Here is an 18,251-nt window from a genome sequence, read left to right on the forward strand (position 1 = left end):
TCAGAGCCTGCCGCAAGCCGCGTTACCGCGTTTCTGTCACGAGCGTGCCGCGCAGCTTTTTGATGCGTGCTTCACCGGACGAACCGCCGACGCTAAGCGCGGTTAGAAGGTATGTTCGGGTCGTGGCAATGAGGGAGTAGGTTCCAGGTTGCGTAAATCGCGTATTTAGACGCACATTTAACAGTTCGCACTCATCACTGGCCGCCCAGAGTATCCCGGCAATTACAGTGCAATAAACACCGTCACTGTCTCCGGGTTGCGACTGACTGCCTACAATGCGGGCCGAGACACTACTTGTGCTTGAGGCAGAGCCCAAAATCCCCAGCGCCTGAGCCTTGGCCGTCATGTCAACGGTCAGTGTCGCCTCAACCGTTTCATTGGGTCTGACGCGAAACTCATGAACATAACTGCCTTCGTTCTTGCAGCCGCCCGTCGAGATCGCGACGGCCTTATTGGTCATATAGCCGCCAGAGACGTTGATTTCACCGCCGGCGATCTGACCGCAGCCCACATCCTTACTGATGGTATAGTCTTCCGTGACCAGATTTTTGACTTTACGTGACGGCGTCGGTGCGGGCAATGACCCGTTGGCCGGCGCGCTTTTGCGGCTGGCGGTCTGCATTTTCGGGGCGGCCACGATGCTGAGGTTGTCGGTCACCCGGAAGTCCATCTCAGGTGCGGCGACGGCCATTTCGCGGGCCATGGCGTTGAGATCCACATTGCTTTCGCGCAGGGCCGCCTGATAGGCCGTTTTGTTCTTGGCCTGATAGGCCTTGATCAGACCCTCGCGCTTGTCTTCGTCGGGTTCCTGCTGAATGGCGCGCAGTTCAGCTTCCATGCTGGCTTTCAGGGCTTCCTTGCCGCGGAAGGCCTGAAGCAGGCGCTGGTCCTGACGCTGGGCGATGAGCTTGAGCTGGCTTAACTGGGCCGGCTGAATCTTGGCAAGGGCGGTCGTGTTCAGTTCAGCGCGGTTCAGGGCTGGCTGAGCGACGGCAGTGAGGGGGGACAGGGCGAGCGGCATCAGAACCAGTGCCGCGCATACTGTCGAAGTCAGGGATGATTTACGCATAGATGTCTCCTTTTCAGGGTAAGATGTCTGTTGTGTTGAAATAAGGAAGGTAATTTTTAAGCTTTACTGGTACTGCAACCTGCACCGGAAAGGGCTTATCCATTCAGAGATTACTCTTCGGATTCAGCCTCAACGATGCGGCGTTACTCTCAGGGTGCGATAAGCTCCCTCAGAATGTCTTCGTGATCGTGCGGCAAGTTGGGCCACGACAGGGGCGCATCGGCTTTGCGCGCCCGACTAAACAGGCGCGAACGCGACAGGGTTTCAGTGACGGTGCCGAGGTCAGAGCCGGGGGCGACGGTCTTGTCCCAAAGCATCATCAGGCGCTCGACATCGGCCGGGCGGCTCCATGGGCGGCTGTTGAATGCCTGAACCGGCGACGGCGTGACCAGCACCAGCACGGCGTCGCGGCGTTCATTGATGACGCGCCGGTTGAAACCGGATCCGATCAGCGGGGCGTCCCCCAGAATCGGGGTCTTGGTCACCGAAGAATCGCGCACGCTTTCAGACAGGCCCGACAGGATCAGGGTCGTGCCGAAGCGGACTTCGACCGTGGTCGAGACGGTTTGCCGCCACGTGTTGAGCGCTTCGTTGAACGTGCCCGCTGGCTCGCCGGACAGAAACGAGCGGGTCACTTCGATCTTCAGCCGCGTGCCTTGGGCGGTGATGTCTACCGGCGTGACCTTAACCTGCGTGCCGATGTCGATATTTTCGAGCTGCGAGAAATTGATCCCCTTCACTGCCACCTTGGTCGAGCGGCCCACGAAAAAGTCCGAAGGTTCGCCGCGAAAGGCGGTCAGCATGGGGCGGGCGACCACCTGGTAATACTGACCAAAACGATTGAAAAGATTTAGATTATAGGTGAGCTGAGGCAGGGTGATGGTGTCGGTGATGGTGCGCGCCACGCCCGTGTCGCTGCCCGAATGCGTCTGCTGATCCTGACGGCCATACTGTAACTGGAGGCCATCCAGCAGGTTCAGGCCGATGGAGTCACGCTGGGCATTTTGCGACAGGATAATGGCGACATCGACCGAGACCTGATCCGGTGAACCGGGCTCAGCCGACGTAGGCTCAGCCTCCGTATCCGCGTCCTGAGCGCGGGCCAGTTCCTGCATCCGCGTTTTGATGGCGGGGGCCTCCGCCGGGGCCAACAGGGCCAGTTGCTGATAGGCGGTTTCGGCGGCCTGCGTCTGACCTGTCGCGACATGGGCCAGGCTGAGCAAACGCAGCGCATGGGCTTTGAGGTCAGGGCTTGCCGCGAAACGGGCGGCACGACTGGCCGCTCTGGCGGACAGGTGCGGATCACCGGCCATATAGGCACTGCTCGCCAGTCCCGTCAGGGCGCGCGCGTCCTCCGGGCGCAGGGTGACCGCCCGCGCATAATAGGCCTGCGCCTGTCCGTAGCGTCCGCGATCAAATGCGGCCTTTCCGGCCAGTGCGGCCGCCCAGAAGCTGTCCTGTCCGCTACGCAGGGCCAGATCATAACCCGCCAGTGCCAGATCCAGCTGTTCGGGGTCGCTGGACGCCGCAGACTGATAGGTCAGAGCCAGAAGCGTCTGAAGCGCCGGGTCAGACGGTGAGCGGGCGGCCGCATCGCCAAAGCCCTTGCGCGCTGTGGCAAGGTCACCGTGGCGCAGGGCGTCCGCCGCATCAGCAGGCGTTATGATGTGTGCCACCGGCGACGGTCTGACCGGTTCTGAGGCGCAGGCGCAAACGCTGCACATCAGCAGTGAGGTCAGAGTGGCGCGGAGAAGGGGCGTGGCTTTCATGCGTTTCAGGCCTCCAAAGCCCAGATGGCCCGTACCCCCGGCAGGGTGAGGGCGAGGAAATGACCCTGAGCATCGCGTTCAAACGCCCAGGCGGTGAAAAAGGGGTCGTCGGAAAAGGGCAGGCGCACGGTTTGCGCGTCTTCGACAAAACAGGGGAGGTAGCGGCTGTTGTCCGGGGCCCTCAGCGCTTGCCGGATGACAGAGCGCTCGGCGGCTGAGCGCTGATCAAAGTCCGCAGGACAGGGATCGGGGGCCTGCGGCACCGGTGGCAAGGCGGCATAAAGGGCGTTGAATTCCGGCGCGCGCGCGGTGCCGCCTACAGGCCGGTCAATACCCCCGGCCGCCGTGATCAGACGGTTGAAATTGACCGGGGCGATGGCCTTGCCGGATTGGGTGAGGCGCGACAGCTTGCGTTGGTAAAGCCCCCGGCGACGGGCATGGGCCTCGACCGGCGTGCCATTGATGAGCAGGAGCAGCACCTGTGTGCCGCCAAACTCCGCCAACTGGCAGATAGCGCTCTGGTGCGCGCTCATCAAAGCCTTGACGCTCGCCGAAGGCGTGAACGCCGTCGCGGCTATGGTCAACGGCGCGGCCATTACCGTGGCGGCGGTCGATCCGAGTGCGGCTCTGCGCGTCCATAAACCCATCTGCATCCCCTTGGCCAGCGGTCAGGAGGCGATGCGCGCCTGTGCCGCTAAGATGAGGAAAGCATGAGGATTTTTTGAAGTTTGGCCATGTCGCAACTTGTTGCACGGCGTGAGAAAACGCCGCGCTCAGGTGTCGCAATCTGTTGCAGTGTGGGTCAGGCGGCGCGGCGGGCGCGCAACGACTGGAGCAGGGTGTTGATTTCGGCGTCGTCGGGCCACAGCCGCGCGATGCGCGCGCTCAGCCCCGCTTCGCCCCACGATTCCCCGCGCTCCGTGGCGGTTTTCAGGAACCTTAGGACGTCCGCCCGGTTCTGAGCCACAGAGCCCAGAAACACGGGCCAGACGTGTGTACGGCGCGGGTTGGCGGCAACCTCCTCAAGCGCCTTTTTCATCAAAAGCGCCTGAACGGCCGGGGCGCCGGATTTCAGGGATGCGCGCAATTGCGCTGCATAGGCTTTGAGGTCGCTTTCATCCCGAAGGCGCGCAAATTCGCTGAAGTCCTGCACGTAACCGACATAATCGCCGTCCGCCAGCTTGATGAGACTTGTGCAATCAAACAACACCGGTGAGCTGGCATTCTGCTGCCTGAGTTGCCCAAAGGCCGCCTTGGCAGCGGCGTCATCGCCTGCGGCCCATTGCGCCCAAGCCAGATCGATCTGAATGGAAATGGAGCCGGGTTCAATCAGCCGGGCCGTATTCAGTTCTTTCAGCGCGGCGCTGTGCTGGCCGTTGTCTGACAGGACGTTCCCGTACCAGAAATGGGTCTGGGCTTCACCGGGCTTCAGCGACAGGGCGCGGCGGAAGGCATCCCCCGCCTTGGCCGGATCGTTTTCCCACCAGTAGGAGATGAAGCCATGGGCCCGATGCGGAGAGGACAGGTTGGCATCGAGCTGTGAGGCCTTCAGAGCCGCGGCGCGCGCCTTGGTGAAGGCGTCTTCGTCGGTCATTTCGCCAAATTCACGCGAGAGCAGATAGGCGTCTGCCAGTCCCGCCCATGCAAGGGCCGAATCCGGCTGCTTCTCAATGAGGGTGGTAAACAGTGTGATGGCGCGCTTGAGGGATTGCGGTGTCCTCTGCGCCCAGGCGTCGCGCGCTTCGAGATAAAGAGAGGCCAGAGCCGGGTCGGCGGGCAGGCCTTGCGACGCCGGTACGGGTTGCGGCCTTGGCCAGACATTGCCCAAAGCAAATATCAACGCCGTACCCATCAGGCTGACAACCGCCAGCCGACGCCAGTTGCGCTGCCAGAAGCCAGGCGCAGGTGCGGGTTGTGTATCGGGTTCTGCGTTGGTGTTTTCCGGGGTCTCTGCCGTCAGGTCCGTCTGATTGGCGGCCCATTTGTCCAGCTCATCGACGAAGGCGAACACAGTGCCTGTCTTGCCGCCGGGCAGACGACGCACCGGCAGGCCACGGCTTTGGGCCCAGCGCATGACGGTCGTGCGATCACGTCCGAAATGACCGCCAATCGCCTTCCAGCCATCGAGCCGTCTGGATGACGCCATGCCCGTATATCCTCCCCTGGTCCTTGCCCGTCATTTTCTACCGGTTGGGGAAGGGTGTGGCAACGCCAAACGCGGGTTATGGCGCAGTATGCAAATGCGACCGGGTCGTTTTATAGCACAGGGCTGCTATATGAGTGCTGTTTCACCTGACTTTCGGAGCTCTTATTGGCCCGCAGAAGACAGGGCAGCTGCCGTCGCCTTTTTCCCAGCGATGAAGCCCTTCAATTCATTTCGCGCATTGATTCATGCCCGATTGGGATTCGCCCGTCTTTGTGAAAGCTGCCTAATATCTGGACATAATCAGAAGCGGATGCCGCTACGGCATCACAGGCAGCTTCATACAGGCGAGGAAAAAGACATGCACACAAGACGAGCCTACACGGCGCGCCGCCGTTTGGCGTGCGGGGTTTCCGCTCTCACGCTTCTTGCGCTGGGTACGCCGGTTATAGCGCAGGAGGTCTCTCCGGCAGCGTCCGAAGCGCCGGTCGAAGTGGTGGTGACCGGCTTTCGCGGGTCGCTGCAAAGCGCCATCCGCACCAAGCGCAACGAAAGCGGCGTGGTTGACGCCATCAAGGCGGAGGATATTGCGGATTTTCCCGATCTGAACCTTGCGGAATCGCTACAACGGATCCCCGGCGTCGCCATTACCCGTGTCAATGGCGAAGGCCGCCAGATTTCGGTGCGCGGGCTGGGCTCGGAATACACCCGCGTGCGTGTCAACGGTATGGAAGCCATCGCGACCACGGGTGGCACGGTCAATTCCGGGGGCACCAACCGCACCCGTGGCTTCGATTTCAACATGTTCGCCTCTGAACTGTTCAATTCCTTAAGCGTGCGCAAGACCGCCTCTGCCGAGGTCGAGGAAGGCTCTCTGGGGGCAACCGTTGACCTTCAGACCGCGCGGCCCTTCGATTACAAAACCGGCCAGCTCGTCATGTCGGCGCAGGCCAGCTACAATGATCTGGCGCGTGAAGTGACCCCGCGCGTGACCCTGATGACCAGCCGGCGCTGGGCGGATGGCAAGCTGGGGGCGCTGTTCTCTTTGGCCTACGAGAAGCGCCATCTGCTGGAGGAAGGGGCCAATATTACGCGCTGGACCTATGGCGGGGCCAATAGCGGTTTCAATACGGCCTCGACGCTCAATGGCTATACGATCGCGCAGATCAACGATACCAATACGGCTACGGCCCTCTATCACCCGCGCATCCCCTCCTATGTCAGTTATGACATCAACTCCGAGCGTCTGGGCCTGACGGGATCGTTCCAGATGCGCCCGTCAGAGGCGACGCTGGTGACGCTCGATATCCTCTATTCCGACGTCAAAACCACCCGTGGCGAGCATCAGCTTCAGGCCATTGGCTTCAGCCGGGCTGGCACCGGCAAGCCACAGACCATCATCCGTAGCGGCACGGTTGAGGGGAAAAACATCGTTCAGGGTGTGTTTGATAATGTCGATCTGCGTACCCAGACGGCCTGGGACGAGATGGAAACCGAGTTTACCCAGTACACGCTGACCGTAACGCATAACTTCTCGGATAAACTGCGCGGCGGCTTTATCGGGGGCTATTCACGGTCGGAATTTTCCAACCCGGTCTCGACCATCATCACCTTTGATCGCGCCAATTCGCAGGGCTACAGCTACGATTTCCGCTCAAGGCTACCGGCTATCGGGCTCAATTTCGATGCCACCAACCCAGCCAACTGGTCGATGATCAATGGCACGTCCGAGGTACGTATCCGCCCCAATTTCGTGACCAATGCTTTTGCCACGGCCAAGGCCTATCTGGAGTTCGATGCCAACGAAAACCTGACGATCAAAGGCGGGCTAGATAGCCGCAAGTTCAGCTTCGACTCGCGGGGCTATTATCGCACCTCGGAAACCGTGGTGCAGACCCTGACGGCCGTTGAACTGGCGGATGTGTCTGACGTCTACTCCGGTTTCGGTCGCAATCTGGACCAGCCGTCGGGCAATGCCACGGCGTGGCTGGCCCCTGACCTCGATAAGTTTGCCGCCAAATACAACATCTATTGCAATTGCGGCATCTATGCCCTGACCGACATCAACAATTCATCGGCGCGCGGGCAGTGGATCACGGTTGATGAGACCGACACCGGAGCCTTCCTGCAAGCGGATTTTAAGTTTACGGCGCTGGGAGTTCCGTGGCGAGGAGATGCGGGCCTGCGCTACTTCAAGACCGATCAGCGCTCGTCCGGCTATGCCGCGGTAGGGGCTGTGATCAAGCTGGTCGAAGCATCGCGAAGCTATGACATGACGCTCCCGTCGCTCAATCTGGCGGCCGACGTCACTGACGATATCGTCTTCCGGGTCAGCGCCGCCGAGACCATCGCGCGTCCGTCGATCGCGGGCCTGACCCCCGGCGGTGACGTGGCCATTCAAGGGGCCAATCGCGCCTATTCCCGCGGCAATCCCTATATCAATCCGACCAAATCAAAGAATCTGGACCTGTCGCTGGAATGGTATCCGGCCCCCAATTCGATCTACGCCTTCGGCCTGTTCTACAAAAAGATCGATACCTTCGTGCAGACCCTGCGTCAGGACATTCCGTTCAATCAGTTAGGCCTGCCGAATTCGCTGCTCAACGGGACAACCGCGACGGCCACCGACATCTTTGCCGTCAGCCAGCCGGTCAATTCACCGGGCGGCGAACTGAAAGGCTTTGAGGTCAATGCGCAACAGCAACTGAGCTTCCTGCCGGGCTTCTGGCGCAATTTTGGTGTACTCGCCAACTACACCTACGTGGACTCTACGATTGATTATCTGACCTCCACCACACCGGGCGCACCGACCGTTTCAGAGACGCTTGTCGGTCTGTCGAAAAACGCCGCCAACCTCACCCTTTATTATGAGACCGAAAAATTCTCGGTCCGAGGTTCGGTTGCCTATCGGGAGGGCTATCTGACGGCCGTTCCCTCCAATGACGGCAACACGGTTGCCGGCACCAATGAAACGACCAATTTCGACATGCAGGCCTCCTATAACCTGACGCCGAAGCTGAAGCTTAGCCTCGAAGGCATCAACCTGACCGATGAATTCAACGATCAGTACGTCGATGCCACTAACCGCCTGAATGTGCGCTCGCACACCGGACGGCAGTTCTTCCTCAGCGCCCGCTATAGTTTCTGATCCGCACCTTGTGCGGGCGTCACCCTGCGCCAAGCCGTCGGTCATTCTTCCCCGTTTGGACCGGCACACTTCGGGCACGGCTGTTCCCTACAGCCGTGCCTTTTCTTTTTCTTCGCATCACCATAGCCTTGACCAAACTGATCACAGGCAGGGGTACATGTTTGAACTGAGCCAGATACGCTGTTTCGTGACTGCCGCCGAAGAGTTGCACTTCGGGCGGGCCGCGGCACGGCTTAACATGACCCAGCCCCCGCTCAGCCGCCAGATTCAGGTTCTGGAGCGCATTCTGGGGGTTCCGCTGTTTGAACGCACCAGTCGCAGCGTCAAACTCACCCCCGCCGGCCGCGTTTTCCTGCCGGAAGCCCGTCGTATCGTCTGGCTTGCCGAGAGCGCCACGCTGGCAGCCCGAAAGGTGGCTCAAGGCGACGCCGGGCGCATCGGCATCGGCTTTACAGCGGTTTCCGGTTACAGCTTCCTGCCGCAGATCGTGGCACAGGCCCGCGCGCGCCTGCCCAATATTGAGCTTGATCTGAGAGAAATGGTGTCCAGCCAGCAGGTGGAGGCCTTGCAAACGGGGCTGATCGACATCGGCTTTTTGCGACAGCCACTGGACCGTCACGAATTCGAAAGCGAACGGGTCGTCAGTGAGGCCCTGATCGCGGCCCTGCCGACGGGGGATACGCGACTGACCACGCCGGAGCTCACCCTCAAAGCCTTTGATGGCTCACCCCTGATCATGTATTCGCGGGAAGGGGCAAGCTACTTCCACAATATGCTGATGGGCCTGTTTTCAGCGGCCGATGTGCGACCTGACTATGTGCAGCAGGTGACGCAGATCCATTCGATGCTGGGGCTTGTACGGGCCGGGCTTGGGGTCGCTATCGTCCCGCACACGGCCATGAGTTTGCAGTTTTCCGGTGTGCATTACCGCAACATTGTCACCGTACCGGAAAAGCCCGTCGAGCTTTATATGGTCTGGCGGCGCGCCAACACCAACCCGGCGCTGGGGGCGGTCCGTGAGCTGTGTTCAGAGGTGGCACCGAAGACGGTTTAGGATCCACCCCCCCTAACGCACATTGCGTCTCAGAAAATCGACATAACCGGCCTCATCCAGCGCGCCCGCAGCAAGGCTCAGCACGGCATCGGCGGCATCTTCTTCACGGGCTATAAAGTTCAGACCGTTGAGTTCGAGAAACAAAACGCCCAGAATAAATCCAGTGCGCTTGTTGCCGTCGATAAAAGGATGGTTTTGCACGACACCGGCCGTGTAGGCCGCCGCCAGTTGTACCCTGTCCACACCGTCGGCGTACACGGCCAGTTGTTGCGGTCTGGCCAGCGCCGAAAGCAACAGGCCCTCGTCCCTGACGCCACCGGGTCCGCCATGAAGGACCAGCGACCGATCGTGGACCGCTATGGCATCGCGCGCTTCCAGCCAAATGTAGGGCATTATTTAGCGAGGACGCTGAGGGTGTTGCGATAGCGTCGCATGATGGCATCGGCCTTTTCCATCTTGGTCGCAAAGTCGGGATCATATGCCGTCAGGCGGTAGCCGCCGTCAGGCGTTTCCGTAAGATAGAGGGTGTCTCCTTTTGCGACATTGAGGCGCGTCAGCACCTCTTTGGGAATGACGACACCCGTGGACGTCCCGATTGTCGTGAGTTTGAGCGCATTCATACCAACCTCCGGACATAATTATAAATATAATAATGTCCGGCGTGTTTGCTGTCAATTAGAGCGATGTGCGGAAACGAAGTTCGGCGAAGCCAAAAGTGTGAGCGGTTTTCCGCAAAAACGTCGCGACAAAAAAATTTAGAGCGAAATGACGATTCCACCTAAAGTCATTTCGCTCTAGGCCCGATCCCACGGGTGGCTCAGGGTCGGGGCATTGACGTGGCGTTGGTGCGTAAAGTGGATCTCTGCGCCACAGCCGGGTGCCAGATCAAGGGTCACCTGATTGGTGTTGAGCGCCGTTGTCTTTTGCGCGAGCGTCATGCCGGTAAACTGGTGTTCACCATAGCCGCCCGCCTGAATCGTAACACGACGCGGACGGAAGGGGTGCGTGTTGACCAGGGTGAGGGTTGTCGCGGTGTCGCTCAAGGCACTGACCAGCGCGGCGACGTCTTCGGGCAGACCGGCACGACGCCTGACCGGGTCAAAATAACGCAACCGGGCATAAAGGAGGGCGCCGCCCTGAGACGGGGAGGTTTTCGACCAGGTGGGCCGCGCGATATGGATGGCGCCGCACATCAGATGCAGCAGGGCCGTGACGACAGCCGGGTTAAACTTCAACAGCGCATCGGCCAGACGGGTGTCTTTGGTCGTGGTGTCTTTCGACAGGGCGTCCATTTTTTGCCGGACACTGTCCAGCGTGGTGCGCAGCGCCGTGACCGGGTAGGTCGGGTTTTTTCCGGCCAGATACTGCACCCACGGATGATCGGTATCGGCACGCGCATAATCGTCATCGCGCATGGACATATACCAGATGTCGAGCCCATTGGTGCGATAGGGGCCGGGCTTGAAGCCGTACCAGCCGTCCGGACCATACATGGTGGGGGCGCAAAGTACGCCGTCTATGGTTTTTGACTGCGCATTGATGGCGTCGGTCTGGTCGCGCCAGACCTGAAGGTATTTGTCACCACCGGTCAGCAGGTAGGCATTCAGAAAGGCGACGATGGCGCGCGGCACGCGGTTGCGATCCTCGCGTTTGCCGGTGACCGGATCGACCGGAGAAAAGCCCCAGCCATAGACATTGCCCCACCAAGCCTTGCGCGGCCCGCCGATGCGGCCTTTCAGGTCCACATAGCTCGGCAGGACATGGCCATTTTTTCGGGCCCGATCAATCCAGGCGTCGAGGTAACTGGTGATCCAGTCGCGGTACTTGCGTTCCCCCGACAGCATATAGGCGTTCATGACCAGACTGGTCGCCTGAAGGTTCAAAGGACTATCGCCCACAATGTCGGTATATTCCGCATAGTGGTCGAGCGTCTCCTGATAGGTGGATTCGCCGTGCTCCATGAAAAAGCCGGTTGGGTCGAACGGGTCACCGGCCCAGTCGAGCGGCGTTGCCTTACGCAGCATCGGGCCTTTTGACCCCGTGATCATCGAACGGATAATCCTGCGGTTGCGGTCATAGTTGGGGGCCGTCGGGTCTTCACCCGTATAGAAGCCGGAAAACCGCCGCACGCGCGCCTGAAACCGTGGATCATAGGGGTTGGAAAGCCCCATCAGATTAAACACAGACAGCCCTTCGGATAGGTGCTGCCAGTCGTTCATCACCGGGAATTCCCGGTAATACATGCCGTCGCGTCCCGCCGGGGTCTCGACCGTTCGGGCGGCTGTGTATTGTTTCAGGTGCCCTTCCCAGGCGCGTGTGTAAAGGTCCAGCACCGTGTCTGACCCGCCGAGCGCGTGCAGATGCGGCCAGTCGTTACAATTCTCGATCGCATCGTCAGGGCCATCATTGGCCCCCCAGCGTTCAAAGCACTGGAAATAGCCGCGCTCATCGAAATAGCGGTTGTAAAAGGTTGCGACCGCCTCGCTTTCGACGCGCAGGACCTCGCGTTGCAAAAGCGCCCATTCCGGGGGGCTCATGGGGGTGCTGAGGGAGGCGTCAGCAGATCTGGCCAGGGCAGGGACACCGCCAAACGCCGCACCGGCGGTCGCACACAGAAGGAAATGGCGGCGGTTCATCAGTCGATCTTCAATCGCTCAATCTTGCCGGTGATAAAACCGAAGGCCAGCAGGGTTATCAGACAGTGGATGCCAACATAGATGAGCGCGCCGTCAAACGAGCCTGTAACCGCCACAATATACCCGATAACGATGGGGGTGACGATACCGGCCGTATTGCCGAACATGTTGAACACGCCGCCCGCCAGCCCGATGTATTCGCGGGGTGCGACGTCTGAGACCACGGCCCAACCGAGCGATGCCACACCCTTGCCGAAGAAGGCGATGGCCATAAGCGTGATGACCAGCCACTCCTGATCGACATAGGCACAGGCGATGATCGACAGAGCCAGAGTCATGCCGACAAAGATCGGAATCTTGCGTGAGCGGCTGATGTCGCCGGACCTTTTGAGCAGATAGTCCGACAGGAAACCGCCGACCAGCCCACCGATAAAGCCGCACAAAGCGGGAGCGGCGGCGGCAAAGCCCGCCTGCACGATATTCAGACCGCGCTCCTTGACCAGATAGATCGGAAACCACGTCACAAAGAAATAGGTCAGGACGTTGATACAGTATTGCGCCAGATAGATGCCGACCAGCATGCGGTTGGTCAGAAGGACCTTGAGCCGTGCAAGGCTGAAGCCGCCCACGTTCGTCTTGGGCCGCGCCTCCATGCTGACCGCGCCGCCCTCCTTCATTAGGGCCAGTTCGCCGGCATTGACCCAAGGATGCCTGTCCGGGCTGGAAATGAATTTTGCGAAGACAAAAGCGGCGACAAGGCCCAGCGCGCCCATAAACCAGAACACCATGCGCCAGCCGTGCTCATGCACCAGCCACGACATCAAGGGGGCAAAGGCCACCAACGCAAAATACTGCGCCGAATTGAAAATGGCCGATGCCGTGCCGCGTTCGGAGGCCGGAAACCACGCCGCCACGATGCGCGCATTGCCCGGAAAAGAGGGCGCTTCGGCAAGACCGACCAGAAAGCGTAAAACAAACAGGGAGCCCACTATGGACAGGCCGCCGATCAGCCCGACAAAGCCCTGAAAGGCCGTGAATAACGACCAGAGGGCAATGGCGCCAACATAGACGCGTTTGACGCCAAACCGGTCGAGGAGGGCACCGCCAGGGATCTGCGCCGCCACATATGCCCATCCAAAGGCCGACAGGATAAAGCCCATCTGCACGGGATTGAGACCCAAGGCTTCCGAAGCCGCCGAACCCGCTATGGAGAAGGTCGAACGGTCCGCATAGTTGATCGTCGTGATAACGAACAAAAAGACGATCAGGGCATAGCGGATATGGCTGGGCTTGGCGACGGCTGGCGTCATCTCCGGCGGCCGCGTGGCACGGTCTGGCATGGGGTCACTCTCTGTATTCATTCCGTCTTTATATTGCGAACCCGCGGCCGCCAGACAGAAGGTGTTTTTATGCTCTATAGTTACGCATAGTTTTAGGCCGTTGAGGAGGGTTTCGACGCCTCGTTCATTGCGTTCCACGCATGGATCAATACCGCCTTTGGCTTGGACGCCTGCGTGGTGTGCCGATAGCGTCAGCGCAACATGGACGGGCGGCTAGGTTGCATCCCAATGCGACTGATCATGTGTGCGCACATCACCTGTTCGGTATAAAGTTCGGAATGCACGGAGGTCTCAAATGGCTGGCATTAGCCCCAAGGATATGGCGCAAACGATTGGGACGGGGCTGCTATCCTTCCCTGTGACGCATTTCAACAGCGACAACCGTTTCGATGAAGGCCCTTATCGTGAACATTGCGCATGGATGCTGGAAAAGCCTCTGGCTGGTCTGTTTGCCGCCGGGGGTACGGGGGAATTCTTTTCCCTCAGCCTGACCGAGGTGCGCGACGTGGTCGCCGCGGCGGTCAAAGAAACCAATGGCAAGGTGCCGGTTGTGGCCGGTTGCGGCTACGGCACCCAGATCGCCATCGAACTGGCGCAATCGGCCGAGCAGGCCGGTGCGGATGGCCTTCTGCTGTTGCCGCCTTATCTGATCAGCGGCAAGTCCGATGGTTTCGAAGCCCATATCGATGCCGTATGTAAATCGACCTCACTGGGCGTCATCGTTTACAACCGCGATAACGGCATCATAGAGGACGAGGCGCTGGCGCGCCTGTGCGACAACAACCCCAATCTGGTGGGTTATAAGGACGGCGTCGGCGATATCGAACTGATGACACGCATCTATACGCGGCTGGGCGACCGGCTGACCTATATAGGCGGCCTGCCCACAGCCGAAACCTTTGCCGCCCCCTATCTCAAGATGGGTGTCACCACCTATTCCTCGGCCATTTTCAACTTCCTGCCGGACTGGGCCCTGAACTTCTACAAGGCAGTGCGGGCCGAAGATCAGGCGGCAGTTCTGGCCGGGCTGCGTGATTTCATCATGCCCTACATCTCCTTGCGCAATAAGGGCAAAGGCTATGCCGTCTCCATCGTCAAGGCGGGAATGCAGGCGATTGGCCGCCCGGCCGGTCCAGTGCGCACGCCTTTGACCGATCTTAGTGAGACGGAAATGGCTGAGCTTAAGGCCCTGATTGCCAAAGTGCAGCCAACGGCCCTGAAGACGGCCGCCTGATCGCAACGCCTGCCTTTTTCAGACTCAAAATGCCTGAGGAGCGTTGATCATGGCACGATGGATTGAACCCTGTGCAGCGGCCGTTTTGATCCTCTGCGCGACGGGGACAATGGCCCAAACGCCAACCGGCGTGATGGTTATCGTCGATGAACGCACGATTGAAAAGACCGAACCCAACCCGCACGGCAAGATCGGGTTAAGCACCTCCTACCGCATCAGCGATCAGGCCCCCAACCGTAGTATGGAGTTCCGCAAGCGTATCCTGCATCCGGGTTCGGCCATCGGTTTGCACCCGATCGACCATGATGAGGTCTATTATGTGATGTCGGGGACCGGCGAAGTCACGTCGGATGGCATTTCAAAGCCGCTCAGCGCCGGTATGGCCGCCTACCTCTACAGCGGAAGCGAGGTGGGCATCAAACAAACAGGGCCAGAGCCGCTAACGCTGATCATTGCCTATCCCCTGAAAGACCGAAAACCGTAGTCTCTGCGGGGGGCTTGCAGTGTGGTTGTCAGATTTTTGCTTCCCAATACCGTTCTTTGAAACTCACGCCCTTTAATTTCCCATAATGTTTATTATCAGAAGACATTTTGTGGCCGCAAAATGCAAGTGTCAGTGCCGTACTAATCAGACGTGTCAGGTACTCTCTCTGGCGCGCAGTTGAAAGCCCAGATCCATCATCTTACGCGGCACCGGGTCGCCTTCTATCAGGGCCTAACTACACCGTCGCTGCGAAAATGGCCAAGTTAAAGAACGTATGGTGAACAAAATCGTTGCCATTGACTGTTGTGCAATAAGGGCGCAAGCTCCTCCCGGAACCAATCCTAATCCTCCGAGGCAAGCATGTCATCTGCGTGGAGCTTATCTCTAGAGGAGTTGGAACTCGCCAATACGAAGCCTGCCGCGCAGCGGTTGGGTTTCGCAATCCAACTCAAGGTTTACGGGCTGCACAGGCGATTTTTCGAAACTGTGCGCGAAATACCGGTCGAAACCATTGAGGTGATTGCTGCGGTGCTCGGGCGCCCAATAACCGACGCCTTGGGATATGAGTGGGAAGGGCGGACAGGGCGCCGCCCTCCAAGCCGCCGAGCACCCCTCTGAATCTGGCGACCTACAATTTAGGCGCTGAATTCGCCACACCGGAACAGGCGATTCTTGATGCTCTGAAGAAGATTCAGGGCGACTCCCTGAGCCTGAACAAGGAAATCGGCGGCGTTATCAAATACAACCCTGACACAGGTGGATATTATGTGTCGACGCTATCCCTTGGCGGCAAGGATTACGTAACGCAGACCTGGCGCGGCGATATAGTCGCGACCTTCCATACTCATGCGGCTTACGAGACGGCTCAGGGCGTAGTGACTACCGACCCGAATTTGGATAACACCAACGCGGACAATTGGTCGCGTCAAGACATTGACAGCGCGGAGGACAGAAATGTGCCAAGCATCATGTTGAGACCTGACGGGCGCGCGGCCTCATACGACCCAAGAACCGATACGTACAGCGAGCTATGGAACATTCACGAGCAAGCGGCTCCGCAGCCCACGGCTCCAGCCCCCGGAGGACAACCTTGATAAAAAGACAGCTGTGTCTATTTTTGGCGGGAACCGTTCTGGCGGCGTCGCCGGCACTTGGGCAGACCAAAGCCGAAGATAATTTCAATCTTCATTTGTGGCGCGCGGAGGAGACAGATCATCGATGGGGTCAGTTTCCGGGCGAGTGGTCTGCCCCCTTAATGGAGGTCACGCGTGATTTTGAAGGCCGCGGCTACAAATTGAGCTGTTTTGACGTCACCATTACGGGGAACATCACAACCAAGATACAAGGCCAGTTGGAGAGCGGATTGATGGTCGTAGACATTACGCTCAAAAAGGAAAACCTAGCCACCAACAACGCAGAGATGGCGTCGAAGATTAGAAATGATTGCGGACCATCTCGAACTTATATTGTGGATTCAAAGAGCCGTATCAAACAAAGCTTCAATCAAAAATGAAAAATCGACGAGTCACTCTAGACTCGTCGATATAATTTCCTACCGAAAATATGCGTTTCAGATTATCTATAGAAAATTACATGTGAAACATTTTCCCACATCCGACCTTTAAATATTTCAGGTACGCAACACTAAGCGTCTCGACAACGTTGAAAATGCACAATAGATATATGCGTGGCTTTATTTGAAATAAAGCTTTGCGGAATCGCCTTCCATAAATAACAATTAAAATTAAGGCGCTGCTTTTTCCATAAATAAAATTCACAGTCCTCCGACGCGGAGGAAAGGAGAAAGTGTATGCGTGTATTATCTTCCGAAGATTTTCGTTGGGTTGCCGGCGGCCACGTCGATAGCTTGACCGGCTATGAAGACAACTGCGGTTACGACGAATACGGCAACCCCATTGACGATGACGATCATGATAGCTGGTGGGAAAACGCCCTTGAAGCCGTCGGCGACTTCCTCGGCTTGGACGGCAGCTTCGGCTACGATGGCGAAGACGGCCGTGAATGGATTTGGGAAGACTGGGGCGAGAACATCGAAAACGCGATCGATAATCTCGTGGATGCCTTCGACGACTGGTGGGGCGATTCCGCTCAAGCTACGTGGGATGATTTCACTCGCTTTCTGGCTGGCGATCAACCTGTTGTCCCCACGACCGATCTTGACGTAACCCAATATGGCTTAGGCTCTGGAGTTCATTTCTCCTCCGCGCGAGAAGCCATCATGCACGCGTTCTATGGTGTCTCTGAAGATGGAAGCATTGGTAACCGAGAAGTCGGCGGGTATGTTCGCGAAGCCACCGATCTCAACGGGAATAAATACTACTTCATCACTGAGATGGGCGTTGGCGGACCCAGCAATGTCAATGTAGGCGGCGCTGATGGAATGATGACGGGTAATGTGGTCGCCACCTTCCATACGCACGGTCAGGACTCCGGTGACATCGGCGATCATTATTTCTCTCCGAACGACATTCGAAACGCTAATGCCAATGGCGATCCGACCTGGATGATGGGCCCAGATGGTAGTGTTTATTCCTATGATCCATCGCAACACAGTGGCTTCAATCCCGCAGACGATGCGGAGATTGCTGATATTGCCGCTGTAACGACGAGCGAGGGCCATATCGAAGATTTCGGCATTGATGGCGGTTGGCCCAACTAGTTGACATTGTAAGCCTTCATCAAAAAGGATCGCACCCATGAAGACACTTGCCCTCATTATCGGAGTATTTTTCGCAAATGCCGGCGTCCTGCACGCTCAGGCACCGGCGCCCTCCGGCAGCCCTTCCCCTGCGGCGGAACGGGTTCGCTTCGAGAATATTCCCAGTGATGCTGTATTGGCTCTTCATACCGTTTACGCGGACATGAAGGATCGAGGTCTCAACCTGGATTGTTACAAGTTCACCTTTGAAAAAGATGCCAAAAGCACATCCGAAACTCCTATATACCGGATTGGCACAGGCTATATTGGTGAGTATTGGAACCAATCCAAACAAGACGCCAAGTTCTTCGATATGAAGTGCGGCCCCAACTATCTCTACTATGTTACGGGCAAGGGCGTTATTAGTCAGCGTATAACGCGAAAATAAACCCGGCCACACGCGTTAGACGTGCCAGAGCGTAAGCTCTGGCACGCTTTACATTACGACATTTGTGTCACTCCCGGGAGGGCGCCAGATCTCAGATCTGCCGTTTCGTTTCATTGCGAGCGATCGTCCAAAGTAGCTCATGCCCCTTAATGGGCTTGTCGTAAGATCGGCGTCGAAAGTGACGCTAAGGAATCCTTTTAAGATCAATAGCTTGTGGCGGAACTTTCGTGCAACATATTGAATCTGCTCGCATTTCAGGTTTCCCTG

The 18,251-nt window shown here is 58.3% G+C and carries 17 protein-coding genes; 9 read left to right on the top strand and 8 right to left on the bottom strand.

Going from position 1 to position 18,251, the window contains the following annotated elements; translation table 11 throughout:
- Window positions 1-22 precede the first annotated feature (22 nt).
- From ACK8OE_RS15080 to ACK8OE_RS15095, 4 genes are all read right to left on the bottom strand, one after another.
- Entirely contained in the window at window positions 23-1,069 is a 1,047-nt protein-coding gene (locus ACK8OE_RS15080; RefSeq protein WP_410273206.1) for a hypothetical protein, read from the bottom strand.
- A gap of 149 nt (window positions 1,070-1,218) precedes the next feature.
- Window positions 1,219-2,838 carry a secretion protein gene (locus ACK8OE_RS15085; RefSeq protein ID WP_410273207.1) on the bottom strand — a complete coding sequence of 540 codons (1,620 nt, stop codon included), beginning with the start codon at window positions 2,836-2,838 and terminating at the stop codon, window positions 1,219-1,221.
- A 5-nt stretch (window positions 2,839-2,843) separates the two neighbouring features.
- Window positions 2,844-3,485: a hypothetical protein gene (locus ACK8OE_RS15090; protein WP_410273208.1), complete on the bottom strand. Its 642-nt coding sequence runs from the start codon at window positions 3,483-3,485 to the stop codon at window positions 2,844-2,846.
- Window positions 3,486-3,640: 155 nt separating this feature from the next.
- Complete coding sequence (locus ACK8OE_RS15095) at window positions 3,641-4,984, bottom strand: tetratricopeptide repeat protein (protein ID WP_410273209.1); 1,344 nt, start codon at window positions 4,982-4,984, stop codon at window positions 3,641-3,643.
- A 358-nt stretch (window positions 4,985-5,342) separates the two neighbouring features.
- Here ACK8OE_RS15095 and ACK8OE_RS15100 point away from each other — a divergent pair, with 358 nt between their 5' ends.
- Together ACK8OE_RS15100 and ACK8OE_RS15105 are read left to right on the top strand one after the other, a co-directional pair.
- On the top strand, window positions 5,343-8,129 hold the full coding sequence (locus ACK8OE_RS15100; protein WP_410273210.1) for a TonB-dependent receptor: 2,787 nt from the start codon (window positions 5,343-5,345) through the stop codon (window positions 8,127-8,129).
- 157 nt (window positions 8,130-8,286) lie between these two features.
- The gene (locus ACK8OE_RS15105) at window positions 8,287-9,183 is read left to right on the top strand and encodes a LysR family transcriptional regulator (protein WP_410273211.1); all 897 of its coding nucleotides are present in this window, start codon (window positions 8,287-8,289) and stop codon (window positions 9,181-9,183) included.
- A gap of 12 nt (window positions 9,184-9,195) precedes the next feature.
- Here ACK8OE_RS15105 and ACK8OE_RS15110 read toward each other — a convergent pair whose 3' ends face one another.
- The 4 genes from ACK8OE_RS15110 to ACK8OE_RS15125 form a co-directional block, all read right to left on the bottom strand.
- Complete coding sequence (locus ACK8OE_RS15110; RefSeq protein ID WP_410273212.1) at window positions 9,196-9,576, bottom strand: type II toxin-antitoxin system death-on-curing family toxin; 381 nt, start codon at window positions 9,574-9,576, stop codon at window positions 9,196-9,198.
- Window positions 9,576-9,803, bottom strand: coding sequence for an AbrB/MazE/SpoVT family DNA-binding domain-containing protein (locus ACK8OE_RS15115; protein ID WP_410273213.1), 228 nt, complete (start codon window positions 9,801-9,803; stop codon window positions 9,576-9,578). Before ACK8OE_RS15115 ends, ACK8OE_RS15110 begins: the two co-directional genes overlap by 1 nt.
- 174 nt (window positions 9,804-9,977) lie before the next feature.
- The gene (locus ACK8OE_RS15120; RefSeq protein WP_410273214.1) at window positions 9,978-11,819 is read right to left on the bottom strand and encodes a hypothetical protein; all 1,842 of its coding nucleotides are present in this window, start codon (window positions 11,817-11,819) and stop codon (window positions 9,978-9,980) included.
- Complete coding sequence (locus ACK8OE_RS15125; RefSeq protein WP_410273215.1) at window positions 11,819-13,159, bottom strand: MFS transporter; 1,341 nt, start codon at window positions 13,157-13,159, stop codon at window positions 11,819-11,821. The genes ACK8OE_RS15120 and ACK8OE_RS15125 overlap by 1 nt, the downstream gene beginning before the upstream one ends.
- A gap of 295 nt (window positions 13,160-13,454) precedes the next feature.
- Between ACK8OE_RS15125 and kdgD the strand changes: the two genes are divergently transcribed.
- From kdgD to ACK8OE_RS15160, 7 genes are all read left to right on the top strand, one after another.
- Entirely contained in the window at window positions 13,455-14,393 is a 939-nt protein-coding gene (gene kdgD, locus ACK8OE_RS15130) for a 5-dehydro-4-deoxyglucarate dehydratase (RefSeq protein WP_410273216.1), read from the top strand.
- Window positions 14,394-14,442: 49 nt separating this feature from the next.
- Window positions 14,443-14,877: a cupin domain-containing protein gene (locus ACK8OE_RS15135; RefSeq protein ID WP_410273217.1), complete on the top strand. Its 435-nt coding sequence runs from the start codon at window positions 14,443-14,445 to the stop codon at window positions 14,875-14,877.
- A 360-nt stretch (window positions 14,878-15,237) separates the two neighbouring features.
- Window positions 15,238-15,495 (top strand): DUF4158 domain-containing protein, encoded by a 258-nt coding sequence (locus ACK8OE_RS15140; RefSeq protein WP_410273218.1) that lies wholly within the window; start codon window positions 15,238-15,240, stop codon window positions 15,493-15,495.
- Entirely contained in the window at window positions 15,444-15,971 is a 528-nt protein-coding gene (locus tag ACK8OE_RS15145; RefSeq protein ID WP_410273219.1) for a DUF4329 domain-containing protein, read from the top strand. The genes ACK8OE_RS15140 and ACK8OE_RS15145 overlap by 52 nt, the downstream gene beginning before the upstream one ends.
- A gap of 23 nt (window positions 15,972-15,994) precedes the next feature.
- Complete coding sequence (locus ACK8OE_RS15150) at window positions 15,995-16,390, top strand: hypothetical protein (RefSeq protein ID WP_410273220.1); 396 nt, start codon at window positions 15,995-15,997, stop codon at window positions 16,388-16,390.
- Window positions 16,391-16,687: 297 nt separating this feature from the next.
- The gene (locus tag ACK8OE_RS15155; RefSeq protein WP_410273221.1) at window positions 16,688-17,557 is read left to right on the top strand and encodes a DUF4329 domain-containing protein; all 870 of its coding nucleotides are present in this window, start codon (window positions 16,688-16,690) and stop codon (window positions 17,555-17,557) included.
- Between the two features lie 37 nt (window positions 17,558-17,594).
- Window positions 17,595-17,984 carry a hypothetical protein gene (locus ACK8OE_RS15160; protein ID WP_410273222.1) on the top strand — a complete coding sequence of 130 codons (390 nt, stop codon included), beginning with the start codon at window positions 17,595-17,597 and terminating at the stop codon, window positions 17,982-17,984.
- Window positions 17,985-18,251: the final 267 nt, after the last annotated feature.

Source organism: Asticcacaulis sp. W401b, from assembly GCF_046503825.1.
GTDB lineage: Bacteria > Pseudomonadota > Alphaproteobacteria > Caulobacterales > Caulobacteraceae > Asticcacaulis.

What these genes read in the sequence shown, in the direction of transcription:
- ACK8OE_RS15080 (WP_410273206.1), bottom strand. Translation starts at nt 1,069, where the DNA reads ATGCGTAAATCATCCCTGACTTCGACAGTATGCGCGGCACTGGTTCTG.
- ACK8OE_RS15085 (WP_410273207.1), bottom strand. Translation starts at nt 2,838, where the DNA reads ATGAAAGCCACGCCCCTTCTCCGCGCCACTCTGACCTCACTGCTGATG.
- ACK8OE_RS15090 (WP_410273208.1), bottom strand. Translation starts at nt 3,485, where the DNA reads ATGGGTTTATGGACGCGCAGAGCCGCACTCGGATCGACCGCCGCCACG.
- ACK8OE_RS15095 (WP_410273209.1), bottom strand. Translation starts at nt 4,984, where the DNA reads ATGGCGTCATCCAGACGGCTCGATGGCTGGAAGGCGATTGGCGGTCAT.
- ACK8OE_RS15100 (WP_410273210.1), top strand. Translation starts at nt 5,343, where the DNA reads ATGCACACAAGACGAGCCTACACGGCGCGCCGCCGTTTGGCGTGCGGG.
- ACK8OE_RS15105 (WP_410273211.1), top strand. Translation starts at nt 8,287, where the DNA reads ATGTTTGAACTGAGCCAGATACGCTGTTTCGTGACTGCCGCCGAAGAG.
- ACK8OE_RS15110 (WP_410273212.1), bottom strand. Translation starts at nt 9,576, where the DNA reads ATGCCCTACATTTGGCTGGAAGCGCGCGATGCCATAGCGGTCCACGAT.
- ACK8OE_RS15115 (WP_410273213.1), bottom strand. Translation starts at nt 9,803, where the DNA reads ATGAATGCGCTCAAACTCACGACAATCGGGACGTCCACGGGTGTCGTC.
- ACK8OE_RS15120 (WP_410273214.1), bottom strand. Translation starts at nt 11,819, where the DNA reads ATGAACCGCCGCCATTTCCTTCTGTGTGCGACCGCCGGTGCGGCGTTT.
- ACK8OE_RS15125 (WP_410273215.1), bottom strand. Translation starts at nt 13,159, where the DNA reads ATGCCAGACCGTGCCACGCGGCCGCCGGAGATGACGCCAGCCGTCGCC.
- kdgD (WP_410273216.1), top strand. Translation starts at nt 13,455, where the DNA reads ATGGCTGGCATTAGCCCCAAGGATATGGCGCAAACGATTGGGACGGGG.
- ACK8OE_RS15135 (WP_410273217.1), top strand. Translation starts at nt 14,443, where the DNA reads ATGGCACGATGGATTGAACCCTGTGCAGCGGCCGTTTTGATCCTCTGC.
- ACK8OE_RS15140 (WP_410273218.1), top strand. Translation starts at nt 15,238, where the DNA reads ATGTCATCTGCGTGGAGCTTATCTCTAGAGGAGTTGGAACTCGCCAAT.
- ACK8OE_RS15155 (WP_410273221.1), top strand. Translation starts at nt 16,688, where the DNA reads ATGCGTGTATTATCTTCCGAAGATTTTCGTTGGGTTGCCGGCGGCCAC.
- ACK8OE_RS15160 (WP_410273222.1), top strand. Translation starts at nt 17,595, where the DNA reads ATGAAGACACTTGCCCTCATTATCGGAGTATTTTTCGCAAATGCCGGC.